The 21,523-nt window shown below is 59.3% G+C and carries 17 protein-coding genes; 11 read left to right on the plus strand and 6 right to left on the minus strand.

Features of this window, described 5'->3' with window-relative positions:
• The coding region (locus HMPREF2971_RS01330) for an S-layer homology domain-containing protein (protein ID WP_141755845.1) at positions 1-821 on the plus strand (821 nt) is incomplete at its 5' end.
• A gap of 120 nt (positions 822-941) precedes the next feature.
• On the opposite strand, the gene HMPREF2971_RS01335 is transcribed toward HMPREF2971_RS01330, so the two are convergent.
• The 4 genes from HMPREF2971_RS01335 to HMPREF2971_RS09285 form a co-directional block, all read right to left on the minus strand.
• Positions 942-1,706, minus strand: coding sequence for a PspA/IM30 family protein (locus tag HMPREF2971_RS01335; RefSeq protein WP_070507597.1), 765 nt, complete (start codon positions 1,704-1,706; stop codon positions 942-944).
• 281 nt (positions 1,707-1,987) lie between these two features.
• Complete coding sequence (locus HMPREF2971_RS01340) at positions 1,988-4,054, minus strand: TPM domain-containing protein (RefSeq protein ID WP_070690784.1); 2,067 nt, start codon at positions 4,052-4,054, stop codon at positions 1,988-1,990.
• A gap of 268 nt (positions 4,055-4,322) precedes the next feature.
• On the minus strand, positions 4,323-6,746 hold the full coding sequence (locus HMPREF2971_RS01345; RefSeq protein WP_070690787.1) for a non-ribosomal peptide synthetase subunit: 2,424 nt from the start codon (positions 6,744-6,746) through the stop codon (positions 4,323-4,325).
• A 302-nt stretch (positions 6,747-7,048) separates the two neighbouring features.
• Positions 7,049-7,216, minus strand: coding sequence for a hypothetical protein (locus HMPREF2971_RS09285; protein WP_162837313.1), 168 nt, complete (start codon positions 7,214-7,216; stop codon positions 7,049-7,051).
• A 375-nt stretch (positions 7,217-7,591) separates the two neighbouring features.
• On the opposite strand from HMPREF2971_RS09285, the gene HMPREF2971_RS01350 reads away from it, so the two are divergent.
• A complete protein-coding gene (locus HMPREF2971_RS01350; RefSeq protein WP_012903198.1) occupies positions 7,592-8,920 on the plus strand; it encodes a S1C family serine protease in 1,329 nt (442 codons plus the stop codon).
• Positions 8,921-9,121: 201 nt separating this feature from the next.
• Here the strand turns inward: HMPREF2971_RS01350 and HMPREF2971_RS01355 are convergent, their stop codons facing one another.
• Both HMPREF2971_RS01355 and HMPREF2971_RS01360 read right to left on the minus strand, forming a co-directional pair.
• Positions 9,122-9,769, minus strand: a complete 648-nt coding sequence (locus HMPREF2971_RS01355) for a uracil-DNA glycosylase family protein (protein WP_044150284.1) — start codon at positions 9,767-9,769, stop codon at positions 9,122-9,124.
• A 1-nt stretch (position 9,770) separates the two neighbouring features.
• On the minus strand, positions 9,771-10,238 hold the full coding sequence (locus tag HMPREF2971_RS01360) for a tRNA (cytidine(34)-2'-O)-methyltransferase (RefSeq protein WP_070507585.1): 468 nt from the start codon (positions 10,236-10,238) through the stop codon (positions 9,771-9,773).
• 179 nt (positions 10,239-10,417) lie between these two features.
• Here HMPREF2971_RS01360 and HMPREF2971_RS01365 point away from each other — a divergent pair, with 179 nt between their 5' ends.
• The 9 genes from HMPREF2971_RS01365 to hpf all read left to right on the plus strand — a co-directional run bounded on the left by HMPREF2971_RS01365 (position 10,418) and on the right by hpf (position 21,265).
• Positions 10,418-11,665, plus strand: coding sequence for a cysteine desulfurase family protein (locus HMPREF2971_RS01365; RefSeq protein WP_070690790.1), 1,248 nt, complete (start codon positions 10,418-10,420; stop codon positions 11,663-11,665).
• Positions 11,666-11,853: 188 nt separating this feature from the next.
• Positions 11,854-13,077, plus strand: coding sequence for a tRNA 2-thiouridine(34) synthase MnmA (gene mnmA, locus HMPREF2971_RS01370; RefSeq protein WP_049358409.1), 1,224 nt, complete (start codon positions 11,854-11,856; stop codon positions 13,075-13,077).
• A gap of 101 nt (positions 13,078-13,178) precedes the next feature.
• A complete protein-coding gene (locus HMPREF2971_RS01375; RefSeq protein ID WP_049342203.1) occupies positions 13,179-13,568 on the plus strand; it encodes a chorismate mutase in 390 nt (129 codons plus the stop codon).
• 150 nt (positions 13,569-13,718) lie between these two features.
• Entirely contained in the window at positions 13,719-15,023 is a 1,305-nt protein-coding gene (locus HMPREF2971_RS01380; protein WP_049358411.1) for a uroporphyrinogen decarboxylase/cobalamine-independent methonine synthase family protein, read from the plus strand.
• A 55-nt stretch (positions 15,024-15,078) separates the two neighbouring features.
• Positions 15,079-15,780, plus strand: a complete 702-nt coding sequence (mtrA, locus tag HMPREF2971_RS01385; RefSeq protein WP_012903206.1) for an MtrAB system response regulator MtrA — start codon at positions 15,079-15,081, stop codon at positions 15,778-15,780.
• 34 nt (positions 15,781-15,814) lie between these two features.
• Complete coding sequence (gene mtrB / locus HMPREF2971_RS01390; protein ID WP_070676001.1) at positions 15,815-17,566, plus strand: MtrAB system histidine kinase MtrB; 1,752 nt, start codon at positions 15,815-15,817, stop codon at positions 17,564-17,566.
• Positions 17,567-17,794: 228 nt separating this feature from the next.
• Entirely contained in the window at positions 17,795-19,501 is a 1,707-nt protein-coding gene (locus HMPREF2971_RS01395; protein WP_070690792.1) for an LpqB family beta-propeller domain-containing protein, read from the plus strand.
• A gap of 244 nt (positions 19,502-19,745) precedes the next feature.
• Positions 19,746-20,414: a ComF family protein gene (locus HMPREF2971_RS01400; protein WP_246825010.1), complete on the plus strand. Its 669-nt coding sequence runs from the start codon at positions 19,746-19,748 to the stop codon at positions 20,412-20,414.
• A 209-nt stretch (positions 20,415-20,623) separates the two neighbouring features.
• Positions 20,624-21,265: a ribosome hibernation-promoting factor, HPF/YfiA family gene (gene hpf, locus HMPREF2971_RS01405; RefSeq protein ID WP_239665130.1), complete on the plus strand. Its 642-nt coding sequence runs from the start codon at positions 20,624-20,626 to the stop codon at positions 21,263-21,265.
• Positions 21,266-21,523: the final 258 nt, after the last annotated feature.

The following is a 21,523-nucleotide window of genomic DNA, read 5'->3' on the forward strand; positions in this document are numbered from 1 at the left end:
GTGGCGCTGAGTTCATCACCTACGAGCTGACCGACCACAACACCGCATGGCGTAACGGCGGCGGCTCCATCATGGTTGCAGGCGGTGACTCGGACGGCTCCGTGGACGCTGACGCAACCACCAAGGCATCCCCGATGTACTGGTGGGTTGGCGCGAACGACACCTCCGGTAACACCTACCCCGTCACCTGGAGCGCACGTGGCGCAGTCGAGTCTGGCTACAACGCATACCTGGGCGCTGGCTTCTCTGACGCCCGCGTGAAGCTGATTGACGGCTTCAGCCACCACGACTACGACCTGCCACACATCCTGGCGTCCTCCCTGGACTTCGCCGGTAAGACCCCCGCACTGGGCTACAGCGACCTGTCCGACTCGAACCCGAACTACAACGAGATCAGCTGGAACTCTGATCGCCGCATCATGCTCGGCTTCGCGGACGGCACCTTCCGCCCGAACGCATCGGTCAACCGTGCGCAGCTGGCAACCTATCTGTACCGCGTGGCTGGTCGCCCCGCCGTGAACGCACCGGCTGTTTCGCCGTTCAGCGACGTTCCGGCCAACCACCCCGCGTACAAGGAGATTTTCTGGCTGAGCCAGCAGGGCATCAACGGTAGCGACTTCCGCCCCCTGGAGGCCGTCACCGAGTCCACCATGGCTGAGTTCATGTACCGTGCAGCTGGCTCCCCGGCACAGGCTCAGGGCGGCTACGCATCCCAGGCTCTGGCATGGGCTGCCTCCAACGGCATCGGTACCGGCTCCACCTCTTCGGACGCGGTCACCCGCTCCGCGATGGCAGGCTACCTGTACATCTACGCTAACTAAGGCGCACGGCCCCTAACGCATAAAGATCCGCCCCGTTCCTGAAATTCAGGAACGGGGCGGTTCTTTCTATAGGTTTAGCTCAAGAAGCTATGCGCTAGACCAGGCTTGAGAATCCCCGGCTTAGAGAGTCTGGGTGGGGGTTTCCACAGCCAGGGGAGCCGGAGCTGCCGGAGCGTTCTTTGCCTTCAGAGCAGCCAGGCGAGCGTCCAGCTCGGTGTCGCGCTCCATCTGGTCCAGGGTGTTGAACTGTGCGTCCAGGGAGGAAGCTGCCAGCTCCTGCTGACCGATGACGCGTGCCTCTTCGCGGCGAACCTTCTCTTCGAAGCGGCTCATCTCGCTGGTCGGGTCCAGAACGTCGAACGCCTTCAGAGCGTCGTTCACCTGGGTCTGAGCTGCTGCAGTCTTCTGACGTGCGGTCAGCTCATCGCGCTTGTACTTGACCTCTTCAAGCTTGGAGCGCATCTTCTCCAGGCCGTCCTTGAGCTGGTTGACAACCTGAGTCTGGGAAGCCAGCTGAGGCTCAACAGCCTGTGCAGCCTTCTCAGCCAGCAGCTGCTTGTTCAGAGCAATCTTCGCGAGGTTATCGAACTTGTCAGCGTTGGCAACGTCGCCAGCTGCGCGGAACTCATCAGCCTTGTTAGAAGCTGCCAGAGCCTTGGTGCCCCACTCCTGAGCGGCCTTGACGTCCTCAGCGTGGTCCTTCTCGAGCAGACGCAGGTTGCCGATGGTCTGTGCTACTGCAGCCTCCGCCTCGCGGATGTTGTTGGTGTAGTCACGAACCATCTGGTCCAGCATCTTCTCCGGGTCCTCAGCTGCATCAATCAGAGCGTTGATGTTTGCCTTAGTGAGCTGTGCAATACGGCCGAAGATGGTCTGCTTAGCCATAATCTCCTACTTTCTGTTCACGGGCTGCGGGGGAGCACTACGCTCCTCGTGAGCCGTGCCCGTATAACTAATTATGTGGCAGATTTCTGGGTGCATGCTGTGAAAATGATGCACGCCTGATTTCTGTTACCTAAACTTTTGGTAAATTGCCTCGGGTGTTTTCCGACTGGGGAAAAACCGGTGAGGTAAGCTACGTGCCCCGCCGGTCAGACTGTAGAAAAATCTGCAGAAACCGACCGGCAGGATCGCCAGCACCGGCAGGACAGCCAGTGCGGAGGCGGTTAGAAGCTGCCGCCGTCACCGCCGCCGCTACCCCAGTCGCCACCGCCGCTGAAGCCGCCGCCCCAGCTGCCGCCGCTACTACCGCCACTGCTGTGGCCGCCGCTGCTACCCCAGCTGCTGGTGCCGGAGTTCATTGCGGTCATCAGAGCGCCCAGCAACAGACCCTTCGCCAGGTCGCCGCCGAAGCCGCTACCGCCGCGGTTGTTCTGGTTGTTGTAGTAGTTGCCGACCTCGCTCTGAGCGCGGTTCTGCGCGTCGGTTGCCTTCTGGATAGCCATATTGGCTTCCTTCATGGCGTTCAGCGGATCCGAAGAAGCCAGGCGCTGTGCCTGACCCAGGTGACGCTCCGCCTCAGAAACAGCGGTCAGGGTCATCGGGCCCACCGCAGCGCGGCGGTTATTGATGTAGCTACGCGCACCGTTCACGGCAGCGTAGGCAGAACGCATCGTACGGTCCAGGTTCTGCGACGCCGCACGAGAACGCTCGCGGGTAGCACGCATATTCGTCATGGCCTTATCCAGCTCAGCGGAGAGCTGATGTAGCTGGTTCGCCAGAGTCAGCGGGTCATTCGGGCGAGCCGAAGCACTCTGGTTGACCTGGTTGAGCACCGCCTCCATACCGGCGGCGACCGCACCCAAATCATCGCGACGCTGAGAAGCAGCGAGGCTCTTCGCCTCAGCCACGTCACGCTGAATGCTCAGCAGGTCGGTGCTCAGACCCAACTGAGCCTGCTCCAGCTCCTGTGAGCGGGTATTCACAGCCGCACCCAGCGCCTGAATTTGCGAGGCGGCTTCCTCCGCGGTGCGCAGGTGAGCAACCGCCTCCGAACGTGCCGTAGCAATGGTCGCCTGAGCCTTCTCAACCTCAGCAGCGCACAGCACCATGTTCGACTCCAACAGGGCAGGAGTCTTCGAAATGGGCTCCAGTGCGCTGGGCAGGTAACGTTCCCTCATCGCGTGGTACTGGGCGGTAATCTCTTCCACCGAAGCACGCAGCTGCGGCAGACGCTGAGCCAGAGCCTCAATAGCTTGGGGTGCCTCCTGCTCCAAGTTGCGCAACTGAGCCAGCTTAGCGTCCTGTTCCTGAGCGATACGGGTAACTTCCTGAGAGTTATCAATAATCTCAGTCAACCAGGCACGCTGCTCGGCCTCAGTGTCGGGAATGCTATCGGTCAGAAGCTGCTGACGCTGGAAGGACTTACGCATCAGATCCTCAGCGCGTGCAATCTCCTGAGCAAACTCGGCGACCTGCTGGTCGCTGTACTGTGCACGCGCAAAATCCAGTTCCTGCTTCGCATGGCTCATCGTCGTATCAGCCTGCAACAGGGCGCTACCGGCGCGAGTGCGCAGCTCCTCCAGCGGAACCTCCGGGATGGGGGAGTAGTTACGAGGCGCACCGTAGGAACGCTGAGGCTGCTGCTGAGCGTTCTTCTTCTTGCGGCGACGGTACATCGCGTAACCACCAGCACCAACAGCTGCCGCCGCACCCACACCGAGCACACCGGTCACCACACCAGAAGAGCTACCGCCCTTCTGAGCCTCAATACCCTCAACCGCAGCAAGAGCTGCACCCGAATAGTCGCTGTTCTGCAGCTTCGGCTTAATGTAGTTCTGGTACACCTTCGTCTGCTGATCGCTCGAAAGAGTCTTGGTGCTACCTGCCAAGAAATACGCCTGGCGGGACTCGGTCGCAATTACCAGCACCACATCGGCAGAACCCCAATTGTTCTTCGTGGCAAGCGCCTTCGTCCAGCTCGAAGAAGTAGACGGGTTCTCGAACTTATCAATGGTCACCACGTGCAAATCCACGTTGTACTTCTTCGACAGATTCGAAATCTTAGATTTCAGGGTAGCGGTATCACCCAAAGAGTTCGTGGAATCGTACACGGTGGTGCCCGTAATCTGCATCGGGTCAGCAGCCTGTGCCGACGTGCTCAAAAATGCAGAACCAGCCGGCAGAACCGCCGGGGCACAAGAAAGACCTGCCGCCAGCACTGTGGCACCCAGAATAGTGCGCAGGCGAGGGCGTGCGGGACGAATCTGACGCGCAAAGGCGTGCTCGGTCATGGTCTTTCCTCCGTTGTCGTGAAGTATGAACGGACCTGTACTTCACGGCGTGCTTGAACATCGCACGCCTTAGTGCTGGTCACATTATTAGTGTAGCGGTGGCTCAGCCACGCAAACACACAGATACGAGAATGTTGCGCCGCTGTTTGCCACCCGTTTACCGACTTCCCAGGCTTTATACAGGAAAGCCGGTATATAGGAAGCCGGTATACAGGAAAGCCGGGGTTTAGCCTCACGCCAGACCCCGGCCCACCGGCTATTCAGTTAGTTAGCGCCGACGCGCAATCTTTAGATTGCTCATCAGGTGCTCCACTACCTCCGCGGCATCAACATCGTGGATGCTCTGTGCCATGCCGTTCACCACCTGAACCCGCGAAGACGAGGCGAACATCCAACCCAAGAACTGCACAGTATTCAGCAGCCTAGAACTGCGTTCTGCCTGCTTTCGCATCTGTGACCACAAAAAGGGCGTAGTCGGCACACCACGGCCCTTATACACCTGGGAGTTAGAACGGGCGTCCAGAAGCTCAGCGAGGGCCTCAATATTTTCGGTCAGCTCCTTCAAGTCCTCATCCCCGGCAGAGGGGCCGACGTAATACCGCTCGACCAGGCTCAAAGGCATGTAGCCGCTACAGCTACTCACCCACGCCAGCTTCAACCGCAGATTCTGCAGGCGAAGCACCTGCCGCAGAAGCCGTGAATGAGTGCGCAACACCGACAGCGGCATGGAAGATAACCTCTTCTCCTCCGAAAGCAGACCCTCGGCGCCCTCCCCGGAAAACGCCTTATACGGATCCGAGACGCCCACCAGAAGCACCGGTCCCTCGTAGTGCACGAACGCCAGAACCTCGGGAACACTCGAGAGGGAACGGATGCGCTCGCCAATGGTCGGAAGATCCTCCCCATCCGGGGCGTACTGTTCGCGGCTGAACATCAACGTCTGGATAGGCTGCTCGGCAAGGTCGGGCGAGTCATGAGCAAGCGCCCGCAAATCGGTCACAACCTCCGCCAGAACGCCGTCCTGCTCAACCTGCAGAAGCTCCTCCAGAAGCTCAATGACAGAGCGCGCCTGCAAGCTCAAGACCGCAGCGCAGAACTCCGCATCCTGAAGCTCAAGACGCACCTTCTCCAGGCGCTCTTCCAGCGTGGACTGCACGCCCTTGAGCTCAAACTCGCTCAGCTGTTCTGGGCGGAGCATACGGTGCGTACCATCCTCGCCGGGACGGTAGAAAAGTTCGCTAAACTCCAACGTAGACTGAACGCCCTTCAACGCCTGCTTTCGCAACTCAGGTAGAACGTCAAAGGCAACTTCTGTCATCTCATTCCAGACCTTGACCTCATCGAGATTTGAGTCCTTACGAACAGTCTTCTTCCAGGTCTCGGCAAGCTGCATGGCGCGATCAAATTCGCTCAGCTCCACAAAAGCCGCCAGCTTCTGCGCGCTCTCACGCAGATAACGCACCGCGTAGAGGCGGTCGCTCAAAGAATCCGGGAGGGTATCCTCCAGCAGACGCCAACGGAAGGTACGCTCAAAGCACTCCTCGGTCAGGCTAATGACGGCGGCGCTCAAAGAGAGCGCATGATCACGGGCAAAAGCGAAAGAGCCCGGGGTATCCGCCAAACGGGGCAGGGACGAATAGAACTCCAACGCCCCGCTCAGCTTCAGCCGAGATACCCGGATGGTTTCTTCCAGCTCGGCGGCAAGCACCGCGCGGTCAGCCTGCGGGGTTTCTTTGAAACTGTGCAGCGGGGAAACCTGCGCACGCTTCAGCGTCTGCAGGTTCATGACCGCACGCATGAGGTAGTTCTCCAGAATATCGACCTGCTGCAGGCGCGGACGCTGATTCAGCGGAACATGATTCTCCTGCGTACCGACCAGCAGATGCTGTGGCACACCGCTAATCGACGGCAACGCAAAGACTTCATCCTCAGATTTACTGACAGAAAGCACCATGGGGTAGCGGCTACGCTGCGCGTTCTCTAGAGGGGGAATGAGCTTGAAGTTGGTGCTCAAAGAGAAATGGTCGGAGGGCGCCGGGTTACTCTGTGCCGGGTTACTCTTGGGAGCCTGCTGGGCGGCCTCCTGCTGCGGGCGCTCTTCAGGCTGCGCCGGGGTGTTCTGGGTCATGCTCTGCTGCACCTGGCTTTCTGCTGAATGGCTTTCTGCTGAATGGTTTTGCGTCGAATGGGTCTGTATCGAAGAACCGGAGATACCACCGGCCTGCATCGGCTCCAACGGCGAAGGTGCAGCCACCGGCTGAGGAGGCTGAGGTGAGGCAGTGTGAGGCGAAGGTGCCTGAGCCTGCTGACTCTGCTGAGTACTATGACCCGGCTGAGCACTATTACCCGGCTGCGCCTGTTGAGCACCATTACCCGGCTGTGCCGGCTTCGGCTGGTAGTGCATCGGGTAGCTCACCGCGCCCTGTACTTGCTGATTGGGTGCCTGGTGAGGGGGAACCTGCTGATTCATCGCCTGGTTCTGCTGTTGCTGCTGCTGTTGCAATACCTGCCGTCTAATCTCACGCGCACGACGGCGCGACGGGCTCAACGACGCAAACAACGCCACCACCGCGCAGATCAGTACAAACAAAAGTAGCGCGTACAGGCGGGTTGCGCCGTCCAGCGAAGATGCCACCGCCGGTAGGGTCGGCAGCGTGCCAAGAAGAGCGAAAACAGCAGAAATAATCCTCATGACTTCACCATAACCCAGCTAAATCCCGGGTGCTCGCAACGCCGTTGCCTTACCGCATACTAAAAGGGAAGTAGCCGGGGTACCGGGTGCTCTCCGCCAGTGCTTCCCGCATCCGCCTCACAATTAAAAGACGATGCGGCGTGCGCCCCATGTAGGGGCTCACGCCGCATCAATCATCACTCAACTCATTATCACACCCGGGCCGGTCCTCACACCGACCCTTCGGGACATACTGGGGATTCTCGCCCCTCCCGGTGCAGGGCTCTCATCTCCCGCCCCGGAAAACTATCAAACTCTATACGCTACCTACCGGCAGTCAGTGCGTGGGTAGCCATCTGCTGAGCCAGCTCGGAGGCCTTCTCCGCACGATGACGGCGGTACACCATTCCCGAGCAACACGCCACAATACCCGCACCAATACCGATGGAGCTTGCCAAGACCGCACAGAAAATCAGGGTTCCGATCATCATGGGCTTCTCCTTTACCTTTGTCCTTTGCCTTTGTTCTCTGCTCTATGTGCCTTCAACATTACGGACTGACCCTGTGTTCAAGCTGTGTACCAAGAAGCGTCATGCTGTGTAAACCGTGGAGAAAAACTGGGCGCTTTAAAAGAGAAACCTGAGAGTGAGTAGCGAACAAAGCCCCAAAATAAACTAGCCGTCGGGTGAATCGCCGGGTGCCTCAAGACCGGCTCATCAGCTGCCGATGAAAGGGCGCGAGGAAAATTCCCAGGGAACTCCCCGATAACCAACAGCAAAAAGATATAGAACGCAATGAAACACCCTCTACAGTAGAAAGATAGCGTGTGCCCAGGGTGACGCATACGCACGACTCTAGGAGAACTCATGACTCAAAACAATGGATGGTCCTACGGCGGCAATGACGGCGTCACGGATGCAACCCGTCCCCTGCAGAACGTGAACGGACAGGCAGGCTACCAGCCCGCAAACCAGCAGCAGGGTCAGAACGCATACCCGCAAGCATATGCTTCTCCCGGCTACACCTACCCCCAGGCTGCTGCCGCGCAGGTTGCGTCGGCGCAGTCTGCACCCCAGAACACCGACCATAACAAGCGTTACGGCGCAGGTGTTGTGCTCACCGCAGCTCTGCTCGCCGCCCTCGTTGGCGGTGGCGTTGGCGCGGGCGTCGGAGGCGGCATCGCAGCATCGAATAACAGCTCCTCCAGCTCCTCCTCGCGCGGCTCCGTGAGCTCCAATATCAGCAACTCTTCCACCGTGGCAGGCGTAGCAGAAACCGCGAAGAAGGTCCTGCCCTCCACCGTGACCATCATGGCCTCAAGCGGCTCCACCTCCGGCGGCGGTAGCGGTGTCGTCCTCGACAAGGACGGCCACATCCTCACCAACCACCACGTGGTTACCCTCGAATCTTCCAGAGAAGCATCCACCATTGAGGTTCGCCTGAGCGACGGTACCGTGCGCACCGCAACCGTGGTGGGCCTGGACGCTGCTGCTGACCTAGCGGTCCTGAAGATTAACCCCTCCGGTCTGGACCTGCAACCCATCACCTGGGGCGACTCCTCCAAGCTGGTCTCTGGCGAGGCAGTGGTTGCCCTCGGCGCGCCGTATCGTCGTAGCGAATCGGTGACCGCCGGCGTAGTCTCGAACGCAAACCGCGTGCAGCCCGCTGATGCGAAGGGCCAGAACTACATCCCCATGATTCAGGTTGATGTGCCCATCAACCACGGTAACTCCGGCGGTCCGCTGGTGAACCTCAAGGGCGAACTGGTCGGCATCAACGCGCAGGGCCAAGCAAGCCAGGACGGTGGTGCCGCCGACGGTATGGCGTTCTCCATTACCTCCAACTACGCCAAGCGCATCTCCTCCGAGATCATCGCCAAGGGTAAGGCAACCCACGGCTACCTGGGCGCGAGCGTAAAGAACAGCCCCGCGGACACCGGTTCGGGCTCGTCCAAGCTCATCCCCGGTGGCGTTGAAATTGCCTCGGTAGAATCTAACAGCCCCGCCGCGAAAGCAGGCCTGCGATCCGGCGACGTCGTGATTGAAGCCGACGGTCACGCCGTGACCAAGAGCGACGAGCTTAACGGTACCGTGCGTGCCGCGGCAGCAGGCTCTGATCTGAAGCTGAAGATTAAGCGCGGCTCCTCCACCCATGACATCACCGTGACCCTGGGCGACGCCGACAGCCAGAAGTAAACAGCCAGAAGTAAAACGCGCTATCGAACGTTGAGAGATACGGCTGCGAAACACCCGCTCAGCCGGCTCTACCGTTCAGCAAGAGCGCAGCCAAACATAAAACAGCCAAATATAAAAGCGAAAGCTCCCACCCCATATGCGGGGTGGGAGCTTTCTTTCGTTAGTACAGCAAAATGCATTGGTGCCGCAGAGCGGGGTGGGTCAGGCGCTCTCAAGAACCTCGCCCACGCGCTTCTGCAAAGCCGGGATAACCTCCTGCTCGAACCATGGGTTCTTCGCCTGCCACCTAAAATTCAGCGGCGAAGGGTGCACCAGCGGCAGGAACTTCGGAAGATAAGACTCCCACGCACGAACCGTCTCCGTCAGGTTCTTCTGTGCCTTCGGGGCGTGCACACCATCCAGGTAGTGCTTCTGAGAGTAAGCCCCCACCAGCAGAATCAGCTGAACATCTGGCATGAGCTCCAGTAGCTGCGGATGCCACTTCGGCGCGAAATCCTTACGCGGCGGGTTATCGCCGTGCGCGCCCTTACCCGGGTAATAGAAATCCATCGGCAACAGCGAAATCAGGTCGGGGTCATAGAACTGCTCATCCGTCACGCCCATCCACTCGCGCAACTTCACACCGCTCGGGTCATTCCACGGGATACGGCTCTCCTGCGCGGCACGCCCAGGCGCCTGACCAATCACCACAATACGGGCATGAGGCGACGCCGAATAGACCGGCTCCCAACCCCGCTCCGTGAACTCTCTATTCTGCGAATCCAGGCGAATCTGCTCAGCCAGGGGAGGGTCTGTCTCCAGAATCTGCTGAACCAGATGCTCCGGCAGATTATGGTGTGTTGCAGCCATGCTAGATGGCGCCTCCCTCAAAACCGTTCTGGCGCCACGCCTCAAAAATCGCAATGGACGCAGAATTAGCCAGGTTCAGCGAACGGCGGCCCGGCTTCATCGGAATCTTCACCCGCTCGCTCACGTGCGGGTCCTGCTGAACCTCAGCGGGCAGACCCACCGACTCCGGACCAAACATGAACACGTCACCGGGACGGTACTCAATATCCGCATACGAAGTCGAAGCAGTCGTCGTGAACGCAAAAACACGCTCCGGGGCGAGTGCCTCCCACGCATCCTCAAGGGTCTCATGCACCGTCACCACCGCCAGGTCGTGGTAGTCCAGACCCGCGCGGCGCAGATGCGCATCATCAAAGTTAAAGCCCAGCGGTTTCACCAGGTGCAACTCAGCGCCAGTAATCGCCGCCAAACGGATAGCGTTGCCGGTATTGCCGGGAATCTCAGGGGTATAGAAAAGAATCTTGAACACGTTCCTAAGTGTACCGCGCAGCCCCCGACCAGCCCGGAACAGCCCCCGACCAGCATTGAGCGTCCCGGGGCAGTAGCGCTCGCCGACCCAGCCGCAGATGAACACACCTAGAAGAGTGCGGATAGAGCGCGATAAAATAAGTGAGGCGAAAAACTGCCGACAACCCAGCAGGAGGAACCATGAGTGCAGAAACCAACCGTCAGAACGGCCGCGTCTACCTCGACCATGCCGCCACCACCGACGTACTGCCCGCCGCCATCGACGCTATGGTCGAACAGATGCGCAACGGTGGCAACCCCTCCTCCCTGCACGCCGTAGGCCGCGACGCCCGCGCCACCGTCGAATACGCCCGCGAACGCATCGCCCGCGCCGTCGGAGCCGACCCCGCCGAAATTATTTTCACCTCCGGCGGCACCGAAGCAGACAACCTCGCCGTCAAGGGCATCTACTGGAAACGCCGCGAAGAAAACCCGCAGCGCACCCGAATTCTCGTCTCCTCCATTGAACACCACGCCGTGGAAGAAACCTGCGAATGGCTCGAAAAGGCAGAAGGCGCGCAGCTCGAATGGATCCCCGTAGACGAGCACGGTAGCGTCAACCCGCAAACCGTCCGCGAACTCATCGAAAAGAACCCCGAAGACGTCGCGCTCGTGACCGTCATGTGGGCGAACAATGAGGTCGGTACCGTACAGCCCATCCCCGAGATCGCCGCTATCGCCGCCGAATACGGTATTCCCGTGCACTCGGATGCGGTGCAGGCTTTCGGTGCGGTGCCCATTGATTTTCACGCCAGCGGGGTAGCGACCCTCGCAATCTCGGGCCACAAGATCGGCGGCCCCATGGGCATCGGCGCGCTGGTTGCAACCCGTGCCGTGCAGATGACCCCCGTCCTACACGGAGGCGGCCAGGAACGCTCCGTACGCTCCGGCACCATCGACGCACCCGCCATTGCAGGTTTTGCAGAGGCCGCCGTGCACTCGGTTCAGCACCTTGACAAAGAATCCGCCCGCATCGCCGCGCTACGCAACGAACTCGTTGCGGCAATTAGCGCGCTCATCCCGCAGGCGCACCTGAGCGGCGAAAACCCGCTCACCGAAGAGTACCCCGGCCAGAAGCGACTGCCCGGCAACGCCCACTTCACCTTCGAAAACGCAGAAGGCGACACCCTGCTCTTCCTGCTGGACATGCAGGGCATCAGCAGCTCCACCGGCTCCGCCTGCAACGCCGGGGTGACCCGCCCTTCCCACGTGCTCATGGCAATGGGAATGGACGAAGACACCGCCCGCAGCGCCCAGCGCTTCACCCTCGGTCACTCGACCACCGGAGCCGATATTGCGCGCCTCATCGCGGCACTACCCGCTGCCTACGAACAGGCAGCAAAGGCGGGGCTGTCCTCGCAGCTGCCGGACGCCTCCCGCTGGTACTAAAAGACAGAAAAAAGGTACCGAACCGCCCTCAGCTTGCAATATCAGCGTTCGCTGAGGGCGGGCTGAGGGTGCACTGCCCAATATCCCGCCGAGCCCCTGCGTACAATGGGTAGCTACAGTAACGAAAAGTCCGCCCACACAAATAAGGCGTACCTTTCTAAAGGCTCAACACAACAGAAGGATAGGCAGTGAAAATTCTTGCAGCTATGAGTGGCGGCGTTGACTCCGCAGTCGCCGCAGCCCGCGCCGTAGAAGCAGGACACGAAGTAGTCGGCGTTCACCTCGCACTATCCCGCATGCCCGGCACCCTGCGCACCGGCTCCCGCGGCTGCTGCACCCTCGAAGACTCCATGGACGCCCGCCGCGTCTGCTCCCAGCTGGGCATCCCCTTCTTCGTCTGGGACTTCTCCGAACGCTTCAAGGAAGACGTCGTCGACGACTTCATCTCCGAATACGAAGCCGGACGAACCCCCAACCCCTGCATGCGCTGCAACGAAAAGATCAAGTTCGCCGCGCTCCTCGAACGCGCCCTCGCACTCGGCTTCGACGCCGTGGTGACCGGCCACTACGCCCGCGTCATCACCACCGAAGACGGCAACCGCGAACTGCACCGCGCCGCCGACTGGGCCAAGGACCAGTCCTACGTGCTCGGTGTGCTCACCCACGAACAGCTCAAGCACGCCTGGTTCCCCCTGGCGGACACCCCCTCCAAGGCGCAGGTACGTGCGGAGGCGGCAGAGCGCGGCTTCTCCGTGGCGAAGAAGCCCGACTCCTACGACATCTGCTTCATTCCCGAAGGCGATACCCGCGCCTGGCTGGGCGACCACATCACAATGCGCCCCGGCCTCATCAAAGACACCCACGGCGAGGTGCTCGGCGAGCACCCCGGCGCGCAGGCATACACCGTAGGCCAGCGCAAGGGCCTGGCACTGGGCCGCCCCGCCGCCGACGGCAAGCCCCGCTTCGTGCTGGAGGTGCGCCCCAAGGAAAACGAAGTTATCGTCGGCTCCCGCGAGCTGCTTGCCGTGCACGAAATCCGCGGTATCCGCGCCACCTGGGCGGGCGTACCCGTAGAACAGGCGGCACGCTTCCTGGAACAGCCCGCACAGCTGGGCGCCCGCAGCGAAGAGTTCGAGGTGACCGCACAGGTGCGCGCGCACGCCGACCCGGTCCGCGCCAAGGCGTACATGACCTGGGCACCCGACCCCGAAGCTGAAGAAGAAGGCGCACTGCGTCTGGAAACCGTAGTGCGCCTCCTGGATCCGCTCTCCGGCGTGGCACCGGGACAGACCATGGTGCTCTACCAGGGCACCCGCGTACTGGGTCAGTCCACGATCGCCCGCGCCTACTCGCTGGACCGCGAAGACATTCAGGAAACCCTGTCTGCTGGCGCCTCCACCAGCGCCGACTAGCCGCACAGAATAGCCGCGTACCCCGCTATTCGCAGCTGTTGCCGCAACAGCCTGCTCGAGCGCAACGCACAGAAGACCACAACCGGACTGAGGAGAGACCGATGACTGCCGAACACACTTCCTGCGAATTTGACCCCCACGCCACCTCCATGGGCGATGAAGTCGCGCCGGAGGTTTACGAGGAGCTCTTCGCCATGCGCCGCTCCATCGACAACTTCGATGCAGCGTTGGTGCACATCCTCGCGGAGCGTTTTCAGGCAACCAAGCGCGTGGGCGTCCTGAAGGCTAAGCACAACCTGCCCGCTGGCGACCCCGGTCGTGAAGAGGCGCAGATTGCTCGCCTGCGTGCCATGGCGAAGGAATCCAGCCTGGACCCGGAATTCGCGGAGAAGTTCCTGAACTTCATCATCTCTGAGGTGATTCGCCACCACGTGCGCATCGCGAACGAGCACGCTGACCAGGACGAAGAGACTGAAAAGTCTGAAAGCTAAGACTTTCTAAGATTTCACCCTCTTCGAGATCTCAGCCTCTCCGAAAAGCCCCGCTCTCATCCCTGCTGAGCATCCATCGTGCTGAGCGTCCAGCGGCAGAGCATCGACCCGCCCGCACTTTTCCCTAACCTGTCTTAACCTCACTCGTTTATGCCCCCTCAATCTTCCTCCCGCCAGAATGCCCGCACCGAGCCGGTGCCGGAGCGCCTGCTACTGCCCGGTGAGTACCGTGCCCCCGAAGGGGACGAACTGACCGAACAGGACCTCGCCGCGCTCGCTACGGAGCGTCCGCTGGTACGTGCTAGCGGTCTGGGCGATTTTCCCGGCGATGACCTGGCTGAGGCGATGTCCCGTGTGGAGGGCGAGCTGGGTTCCCCGCACTTGCCGTTCCTGCCGCATCTGCCTGCGCTGGGCTGGCGGAGTACCCCGCTGGCACGCACCCTGGCGGTGTGCGAGGGACTTGCCTTTGACGGTGCCTCGTTTGGGTGGCGCATGGTGCATAGCGGCGGCAGGGGAGCGCGCGAGTCTGCCCTGGCGCAGGACCGTCTGCTCTCCGATATCAATCTTCTCGCTGACCGCGTGGGCTCGCAGAAGAAACGTTTCGGTTCAGGGCAGGATACCGCCCCGGCGTATAAGATTCAGCTGGCCGGTCCGCTGACTCTTGCCGCCAGTATCTATTTGCCCGGCGGCGAGCGTGCCATTAGTGATGCAGGGGCGAGCCGTGACCTGCTGGAGTCGTTCCTGGAAGGCCTGGAACGCTGGATGGGTTCTCTGCGCGAGGCTCTGCAAGCTCCGCGGGCGCTGATTGCCGTGCAGCTGGATGAATCCGAATTTCAGCGTCTGATGGAGGGGGCCATCCCTACGGTGAGTGGTTTCCGCTCCCTGCCGGCTTTGCAACCTCACTACTATCAGCAGGTGTACCGCCGTATCTCGGAGCGTTTCGCCGAGCTGAATCTGCAGCTCATCCTGGATGTGGATGGCACCGCGCTCAAGCCTGTGCAGGAGCTGAAGCTGCTGAGCCAGTCCCGCCCCACCCTTGACGCGTTGGCTCTTGTGAAGGCGATGCGTGTTGAGGGCGGCGCTCCTTGCGCTTTGCTGTTGCATCCTGATCGTGCCCGCCTCAAGGGGCCGGGCACGCTGCAGGTTCCGCCGCTGAGCGACCCTCGTTCCTGGGAACCTGTGGCGCAACTTTTGGAGGCTCAGGCTCAGCTGTGGCTGCCGGTGGTGACCTCTGCGCGGGTTCCTGATCAGGTGCGCCGCCTGTACAGCCTGTGGCGCGAGGTTGGTCTTGAGCCGACCCAGTTGAGCGCGGTGGGTTTGATGCCTGATGAGCGTATTCAGAGCGGTTCCGTGCCTGCTGGGATGACTTCAGCCGCGGTAAGTATGCTGGATGCCACGGCTTCGCTGGCTCGGGTGACAGAGTGTGCCCGTGCATTGGCTGAGTGCGCGGTATGATTAGAGAATCAGCTTTTTTATGTAAGTATTTACGACAATTCTTTAGGGAGGTACTGTGAGCGCAAGCGACGCACACACCATTTTGGTGGTTGATGACGATGATGCTCTGGCGGAAATGATTGGCCTCGTGCTCGCGCAAGAGGGCTTTAACGCTGTTTTCTGTGAAAATGGTGCACGCGCTTTTGAAACTTTTATGCGTTCCACTCCCGATTTGGTGCTTTTGGATTTGATGCTTCCTGGCATGAACGGTATTGAAGTGTGCCAGCAAATTCGCCGTTCTTCTAATGTGCCGATTATTATGTTGACCGCTAAAAGCGACACTGAAGATGTTGTTAAGGGTCTTGAAGCTGGCGCTGATGATTACATTGCTAAGCCTTTTAAGCACGCTGAATTGTTGGCGCGTATTCGTACCCGTTTGCGTCCGCGTGAGAGCCGTCAGCTGGTGGTGTCCATTGGCGATATTGTCATGGATATGGACGGTCGTACCGTCAAGTACCACAGCACTGAGGTTCCGATGACTCCTCTGGAGTTTGACCTGTTGGCCGCGCTGGTTCGTCACCCGGGTCAGGCGTTGAGCCGCCAGGAACTGCTGGACATGGTCTGGGGTTACACTGATGTGAGCGATTCGCTGGTAAACGTGCACGTCCAGCGTTTGCGCGCTAAGTTTGATGAGCTGGGTGCGGATCGTTTTATCCAGACGGTCCGTGGCGTTGGCTATAAGATTCCGACCGAGCTGGTGGGATCTTCCGGTAGCTAATCGGAACCTATTCATAGGCGAAGGGATAACCTGATTGTCTGTTGCGAAGTCGAGCCATGAGCACGGCGCTTTGACGGCGGAGGCGGTAGCCTCCGCCTCTTCGCGTACCCGCACTTCCAAGCCGCGTAAGGCACAGAAGCAGCGTAGGAACCTGATGCAGCGCGCTCAGCGTCTGTGGAAGGAATCTCTGCAGTTCCGTGCTCTGGGAACCGCGGGCATCATGATGTTCCTGAGCTTCTTGATGGTGGGTTGGTCCTTGTCGAGCCAGATTGCATCGAGTCTTTTTGAGAATCAGAAGAGCCAGGCGTTGGCGGAATCAGAGAGTGGTTTCCGCAACGTTCAGAGCGTGCTGGACTCCTCTGAAGCCCGTAGTGACAGCGAGATTCGTCGTAATGTGAGCCGTACCCTGACCGTCTTGGACGCGGGTAGCTCGGGTAAGCGCAATTGGATTCTTGTGCCTTTGGAAGGTCAAGGTAAGCAGGGTTTTATTCCTGAGCAGAGCAGTAATAATTCTTTGAATTCTTCGAGTATTCCGAATGATTTTAAAAAAACTGTTCGTGATAAGGACGGTATTTTCTGGCAGACGTCTACGGTGACTACTGTCGAAAATAATCGTGAGCGCACCTATCCGGTGCTTATCGTTGGTACACATATTTCTATTTCTCAGAACCCTAATTACGGTTTGTTCCTTGTGTACGATATGACGGATTCTTCCGCCACGATTGCGCATATTAACTTTGTTCTTTTTGGTGGTTTCTGTGCACTGCTTACTGTGGTGCTTTCTGTGGTGTGGATTGTGACTCGTTTTGTGGTCCGCCCGATTACGCAGACCGCTATTACGGCGGAGAAGCTGGCTGCTGGCGACCTGGATCAGCGTGTGTCTGTACACGGCGAGCATCAGGCGGCGCGTCTGGGCTATTCCTTCAACCTGATGGCTGACTCGCTGCAGGAGAAAATTGTTCAGCTGGAGCGCCTGTCGACTTTGCAGCAGCGCTTCGTATCTGACGTTTCTCATGAGTTGCGCACTCCGCTGTCGACGGTGCGTTTGGGTACTGAGCTGCTGTACGATTCGCGTGAGAATATGAACCCGATGCAGGTCCGTAGCGTGGAGCTTCTGCATGAGCAGGTGGACCGTTTCCAGTCAATGCTTTCTGATCTGCTCGAGATTTCGCGCTTCGATGCTGGTAGCGCAATGCTGACCATTGACACGGAAGACTTCATCCGTGTTCTCTCGAATATTTTGCAGGAGGCTCTGCCTCATCTGGAACGTACGCATACGAAGCTGAACGTGCATACGAGCCATGAGAGCATCATGGTGGATATGGACCGTATACGTATTGAGCGTGTGCTCCGTAACCTGCTGTACAACGCGATTGAGCACGGCGAATCCCGACCGATTGACGTGTACGTGGATGCAAACGCCACGAATCTGGGTATTGCGGTGCGCGACCACGGTATCGGCTTGTCTGAGGATGAAGCCGTTCAGGTGTTCAACCGTTTCTGGCGTGCTGATACTTCGCGTAAGCGTACCCTGGGCGGTACGGGCCTGGGTCTGTCGATTGCTGCTGAGGATGTGCGTCTGCACGGTGGCACGATTGAGGCGTGGGGCGAGAAAGGCCGCGGTGCTTGCTTCACGGTGAACCTGCCCCTGGTTCATGGCGCTCCGTTGGGTGAGTCGCCGGTTTTGGTGACGGGTGAGCCTGAGTCAAGCTCGCATCGTTCGGCGCCGGCTAAGGATACGCTGCCCAATATCGCTCCTCGTACGGCTGCTGGGGGCGACCTCTAGAAGAGGCGCGGGGCCCTGGTCCTTGTCATGAAACGGGGGATTGGGGTCGGTGCGGTTGTATTTGCACTTATCCTTGCGTATTTGCACTGTTTACCCAGTACAATCAATGCAGATATATTTTCACGGTGTTGCTATTTCGCTGTGTTGATTCTTTCGCCGCGCTGCGATGGCCTGCAGTGGTAGCTGGTGATTGTTTGTCTTTGTTCGTAGAGGAAGGTTAAGACCTCCATGTCTCACAGGGGTATTGTTTCTCGACGCGCCGCGCTGTCTTGGTGCGCGGTGTCTTTGGCGACGCTGATGAGCTCTTGCGCGGGTCTTCCTTCGAACGACCGAGTGACTCAGCACAGCAGTGGTCTGGACGTGAAGAGCGTTAATACTTCTCCGGCGCGTGCGCCGGGACCGCTGGCGGGCGCTACCCCCGAGGCGATTATTGAAGGCTTCGTGCGTGCTGGCGTGGATAGTATCGAAAATTATGCTGTGGCGCGCCAGTATTTGAGCTCTTCTTTTGCGGGCCGTTGGAATCCCTACGGTACGACTCGTGTGTACCGTAATACGGTGCAGCCGCGCAGTGATGATAGCGGAAACGCTGAGGGTACGTACCATGTGCGTTTTCAGCAGACTGCGACCGTGAATAGTCAGGGTATTACGAGTACCTTCCCTGAGGCTCAGACTGAGACTCAGGATTTCACCGTGGTCATGGAAGATAACCAGTGGCGTATTAGCTCCTGCCCGGATGGCTTGTGGCTGGATGGCACTGAGTTTGAGCGTGTGTTTAGCCCGTGTCGCCTGTATTTCTACGATCGTGCGTTCCGTTATGCTGTGCCGGATATCCGTTGGTTCCCGCATACGGATCGCTATTTTGAGTTGCTGGTGCGTACTCTGATGATTGGTCCGGCGTCCTATTTGAAGGATGTCGCGTTTTCGGCGTTGAATGAGTCGATGAGCCTTGAGACCGCCAACATGAGCGATAACCAGGATGTTCTGGTTCGCCTTTCGGGCGAGCAACTAGACGACAACCGTTTGGCGCGCGTGCGTGAGCAGATTATGCACGGCTTGGAGAACTTCTCCGGTCTGGGTAAGACTGAGGTGTTCTATAACGGAACCTTGATTCCGGAGAGCTCACCGAACGGTTTCTCGGTTGTGAAGCTGAACCCGGGTGTTCCTGCCCGCACGGTTGCTATTAACTCGAATGGTCAGATGGTGGCGCGCGATGACTATATGAGTAATGCGGGCGAGCAGCTGCTTCTGCGCGGTGTGAGCCAGTTGAGCTCCCCGGCGATGGGTTATTCTGCGGATGTGTTCGCTTGTTTGGCGAATGATGCTGCGAGCCTGTACACGGTGTACCAGGGCACTGCCCGCCGTGTGTGGCAGAGTACCGCTCTGACTGCCCCTAGTTTTGATGCGTACGGCTGGGTGTGGGCTGCTGACGGTGAGGGCGTTGTACGTGCGTTCAAGCCGGATTCTGAGGACGCGAACGAGCGTGAGCGCGGCGTGGATATTGGTTTGTCCTGGCAGCGTAATTTGATTTTTACGAGCGTGAACGTTTCGCACGATGGTGCGCGCATGGCGATTGTAGCGGCTACTGAGGGCGCGTCGGCGGTGATTATTTCCGGTATTGTGCGTGATGAGGCAGGTAAGCCTCTGCGCTTGACGGAGATGGTGCGTCTGAGCTCTTCTGTGACTCCGCGTAATGCCCGTTGGGCTGGCGACCAGAGCGTCGTGGTGGTGAACGTGAAGAACGGTGAGTCTGAGGTGATTTCCCTCAGTGGTGAAGAGACGAAGCTGGACCGTCTGGATGGTGTGATGAGCATTTCCACCGCAGATAATACGTCGAATATTATTGCCCACCGTTCTGATGGTTCGTGCTATCTGATGGAGGAGCGCGGCTGGATCCGTTTGGATACGACCCTGCACGAGATTAGTTACGCCGGTTAGCCTCGGGTACCGGGTATAGCGCGCGGAAAGGTTGCTTTCGGTGAGTTCAGAACAGCGTGGTTTGAACGGGTCTCTGAGCAGGTCTCTGACCGGGCTCGCTGGCGCTCTCAAGAGTGCCGGCGGGTCTTTGGGCGAGGTGCTGATGCCGCGTACTTGCCCGTGCTGTGCGGTGCCGGTCACTTATGGGGCAGGCTCGCCACTGTGTGAGGCTTGCTTGCCGCAGTTGCGTTCGGCGTTAGCTAAGGTGGAGCGAGTATATGCTCTGCAACCTCTTGATGGCGCGGCTGCTCCCGAGGTGCGTGCGGCATCCCGTTATGAGGGGATCATGCCGCGTGCCCTGTTGGCGTTGAAGAATGCGGGCCGTACCGACCTGCTGCCCCTGTTGGGAGAGGGTTTGGCGCGTAGCGTGTATGAGCTTCTTCGGGTTCACCGGGAGGGGCTTCAGCCGGAGTCTGCTTCTTCAGTCCCGGTTGAGGTTCTGCTGGTTCCGGCACCGTCCTCTGCGCAGAGTGTGCGCCGCCGCGGCTATGCGCCGGCGAATCTTTTGGTGCAGGAGGCGGCGCGTCAGCTTAATAAGCGTCTGCCTGCCTCGGTGCGGGTGCGCGCTGTGGACGTTATCGGGTACGTTCCTCACAACCGGCGGGGGAGCGGCGCCTCCATTATTTCTGATGCGATTTCCGGTGCGCAGAATGAGCAGAAGAGCCTGGGCGCTGTGGGGCGTGCCGAGCGGATGCACGGTGCCTTGCGTGTTATGGAACCTGCCCTGTGCGCGGGTCGGGTGAGCATTATTTGTGATGATGTGGTGACCACCGGTGCGACCGCCTCTGAGATGGTGCGTGTGCTGCAGGAATCCGGTTCGCGGGTGCTGGGCGTGTGTGCGGTGGCGGCGGTACCGAAAAAGGCTCAGACATAGCGTTTCTTGTAGTTAGTTGCAAGAGATACACGATTTTTGGCGAATAAAGTTCGCAGACGGACGAATAGCTATTATTTAGGCTAAATATTTGTCATATCTAGTGATATGAAACATGTTTCGTACTAGAATATAGACAAGGGAACGGCATTGGAGTCGAACCCCCGTACCGGGTCCAGCCGGACGCGGTATAAGCCCCCAACCTGGAGGGAATGATCGTGGAAGTCAACATCTACGGCCGCAATATCAAGGTCACCGAACGCCTGGAAGAGTACGTGAGCGAGAAGGTTCAGAAGTTCGCTCAGCTCGGCGATAACGTGAAGGACATCGACGTCAAGTTCAGCAAGGACGGTCACCTGGGTGGCGAGTCCATCCGCGTTGAGATTACCGTTGTTGGTACTGGTCCTGTCCTCCGTTCCGAAGCCCAGGGTCACGACAAGTTCGCGGTCTTCGATGAAACCTACGGCAAGCTCCTGGAGCGTCTGCGCCGTGCACGTGACCGCCGCAAGCTGCACAAGCGCGGTGGCAAGCACCCCGTCTCCGTGGCGGACGCTACCGGCTCGATTCCCGTGGTTACCGAAGCAATTACCGAGATTCTGCTGCCGGATGTTCCGGTTGAAGAAGCAGCATTCGATAACAGCGAGGTCACCCTCGCCGACGAAGCCGCATCTCCCATCGAGATTCGCCACAAGAGCTTCAAGGGCGAGCGTCTGACTCCCGCAGAAGCTGTTGACCGTATGGAACTGGTCGGCCACGACTTCTACCTGTACATTGACAGCGAGACCGGCGCACCGGCTGCGGCATACCGCCGTAAGGGCTGGAGCTACGGCATCATTACTCTGGACAACGAGTAAAACTAACGTACCTGCTGGCTGCTGAGGCGTAAGGCTCTTTAGGGGTCGTACTCAGCGAGCAGGCTCAAGACCCGGGCGGTCTGGGAACACACACCGTGTTTCTCCAGGCCCCCGGGTTTTTCTTTGCCCTCCACACAGCCGTTCCTTTAGGCGGACGGGTCGGCTCTGCCTCAACCGGAGGGTGAAAGATTCGAGTGTCACCAAATGTCACCTCGTGGGCGCACAGCGTAAAAAAGAGCTCGGACGGGCGAATTAGGC

This window comes from Rothia sp. HMSC066G07, from assembly GCF_001814485.1.
Taxonomy (GTDB): Bacteria; Actinomycetota; Actinomycetes; order Actinomycetales; family Micrococcaceae; genus Rothia.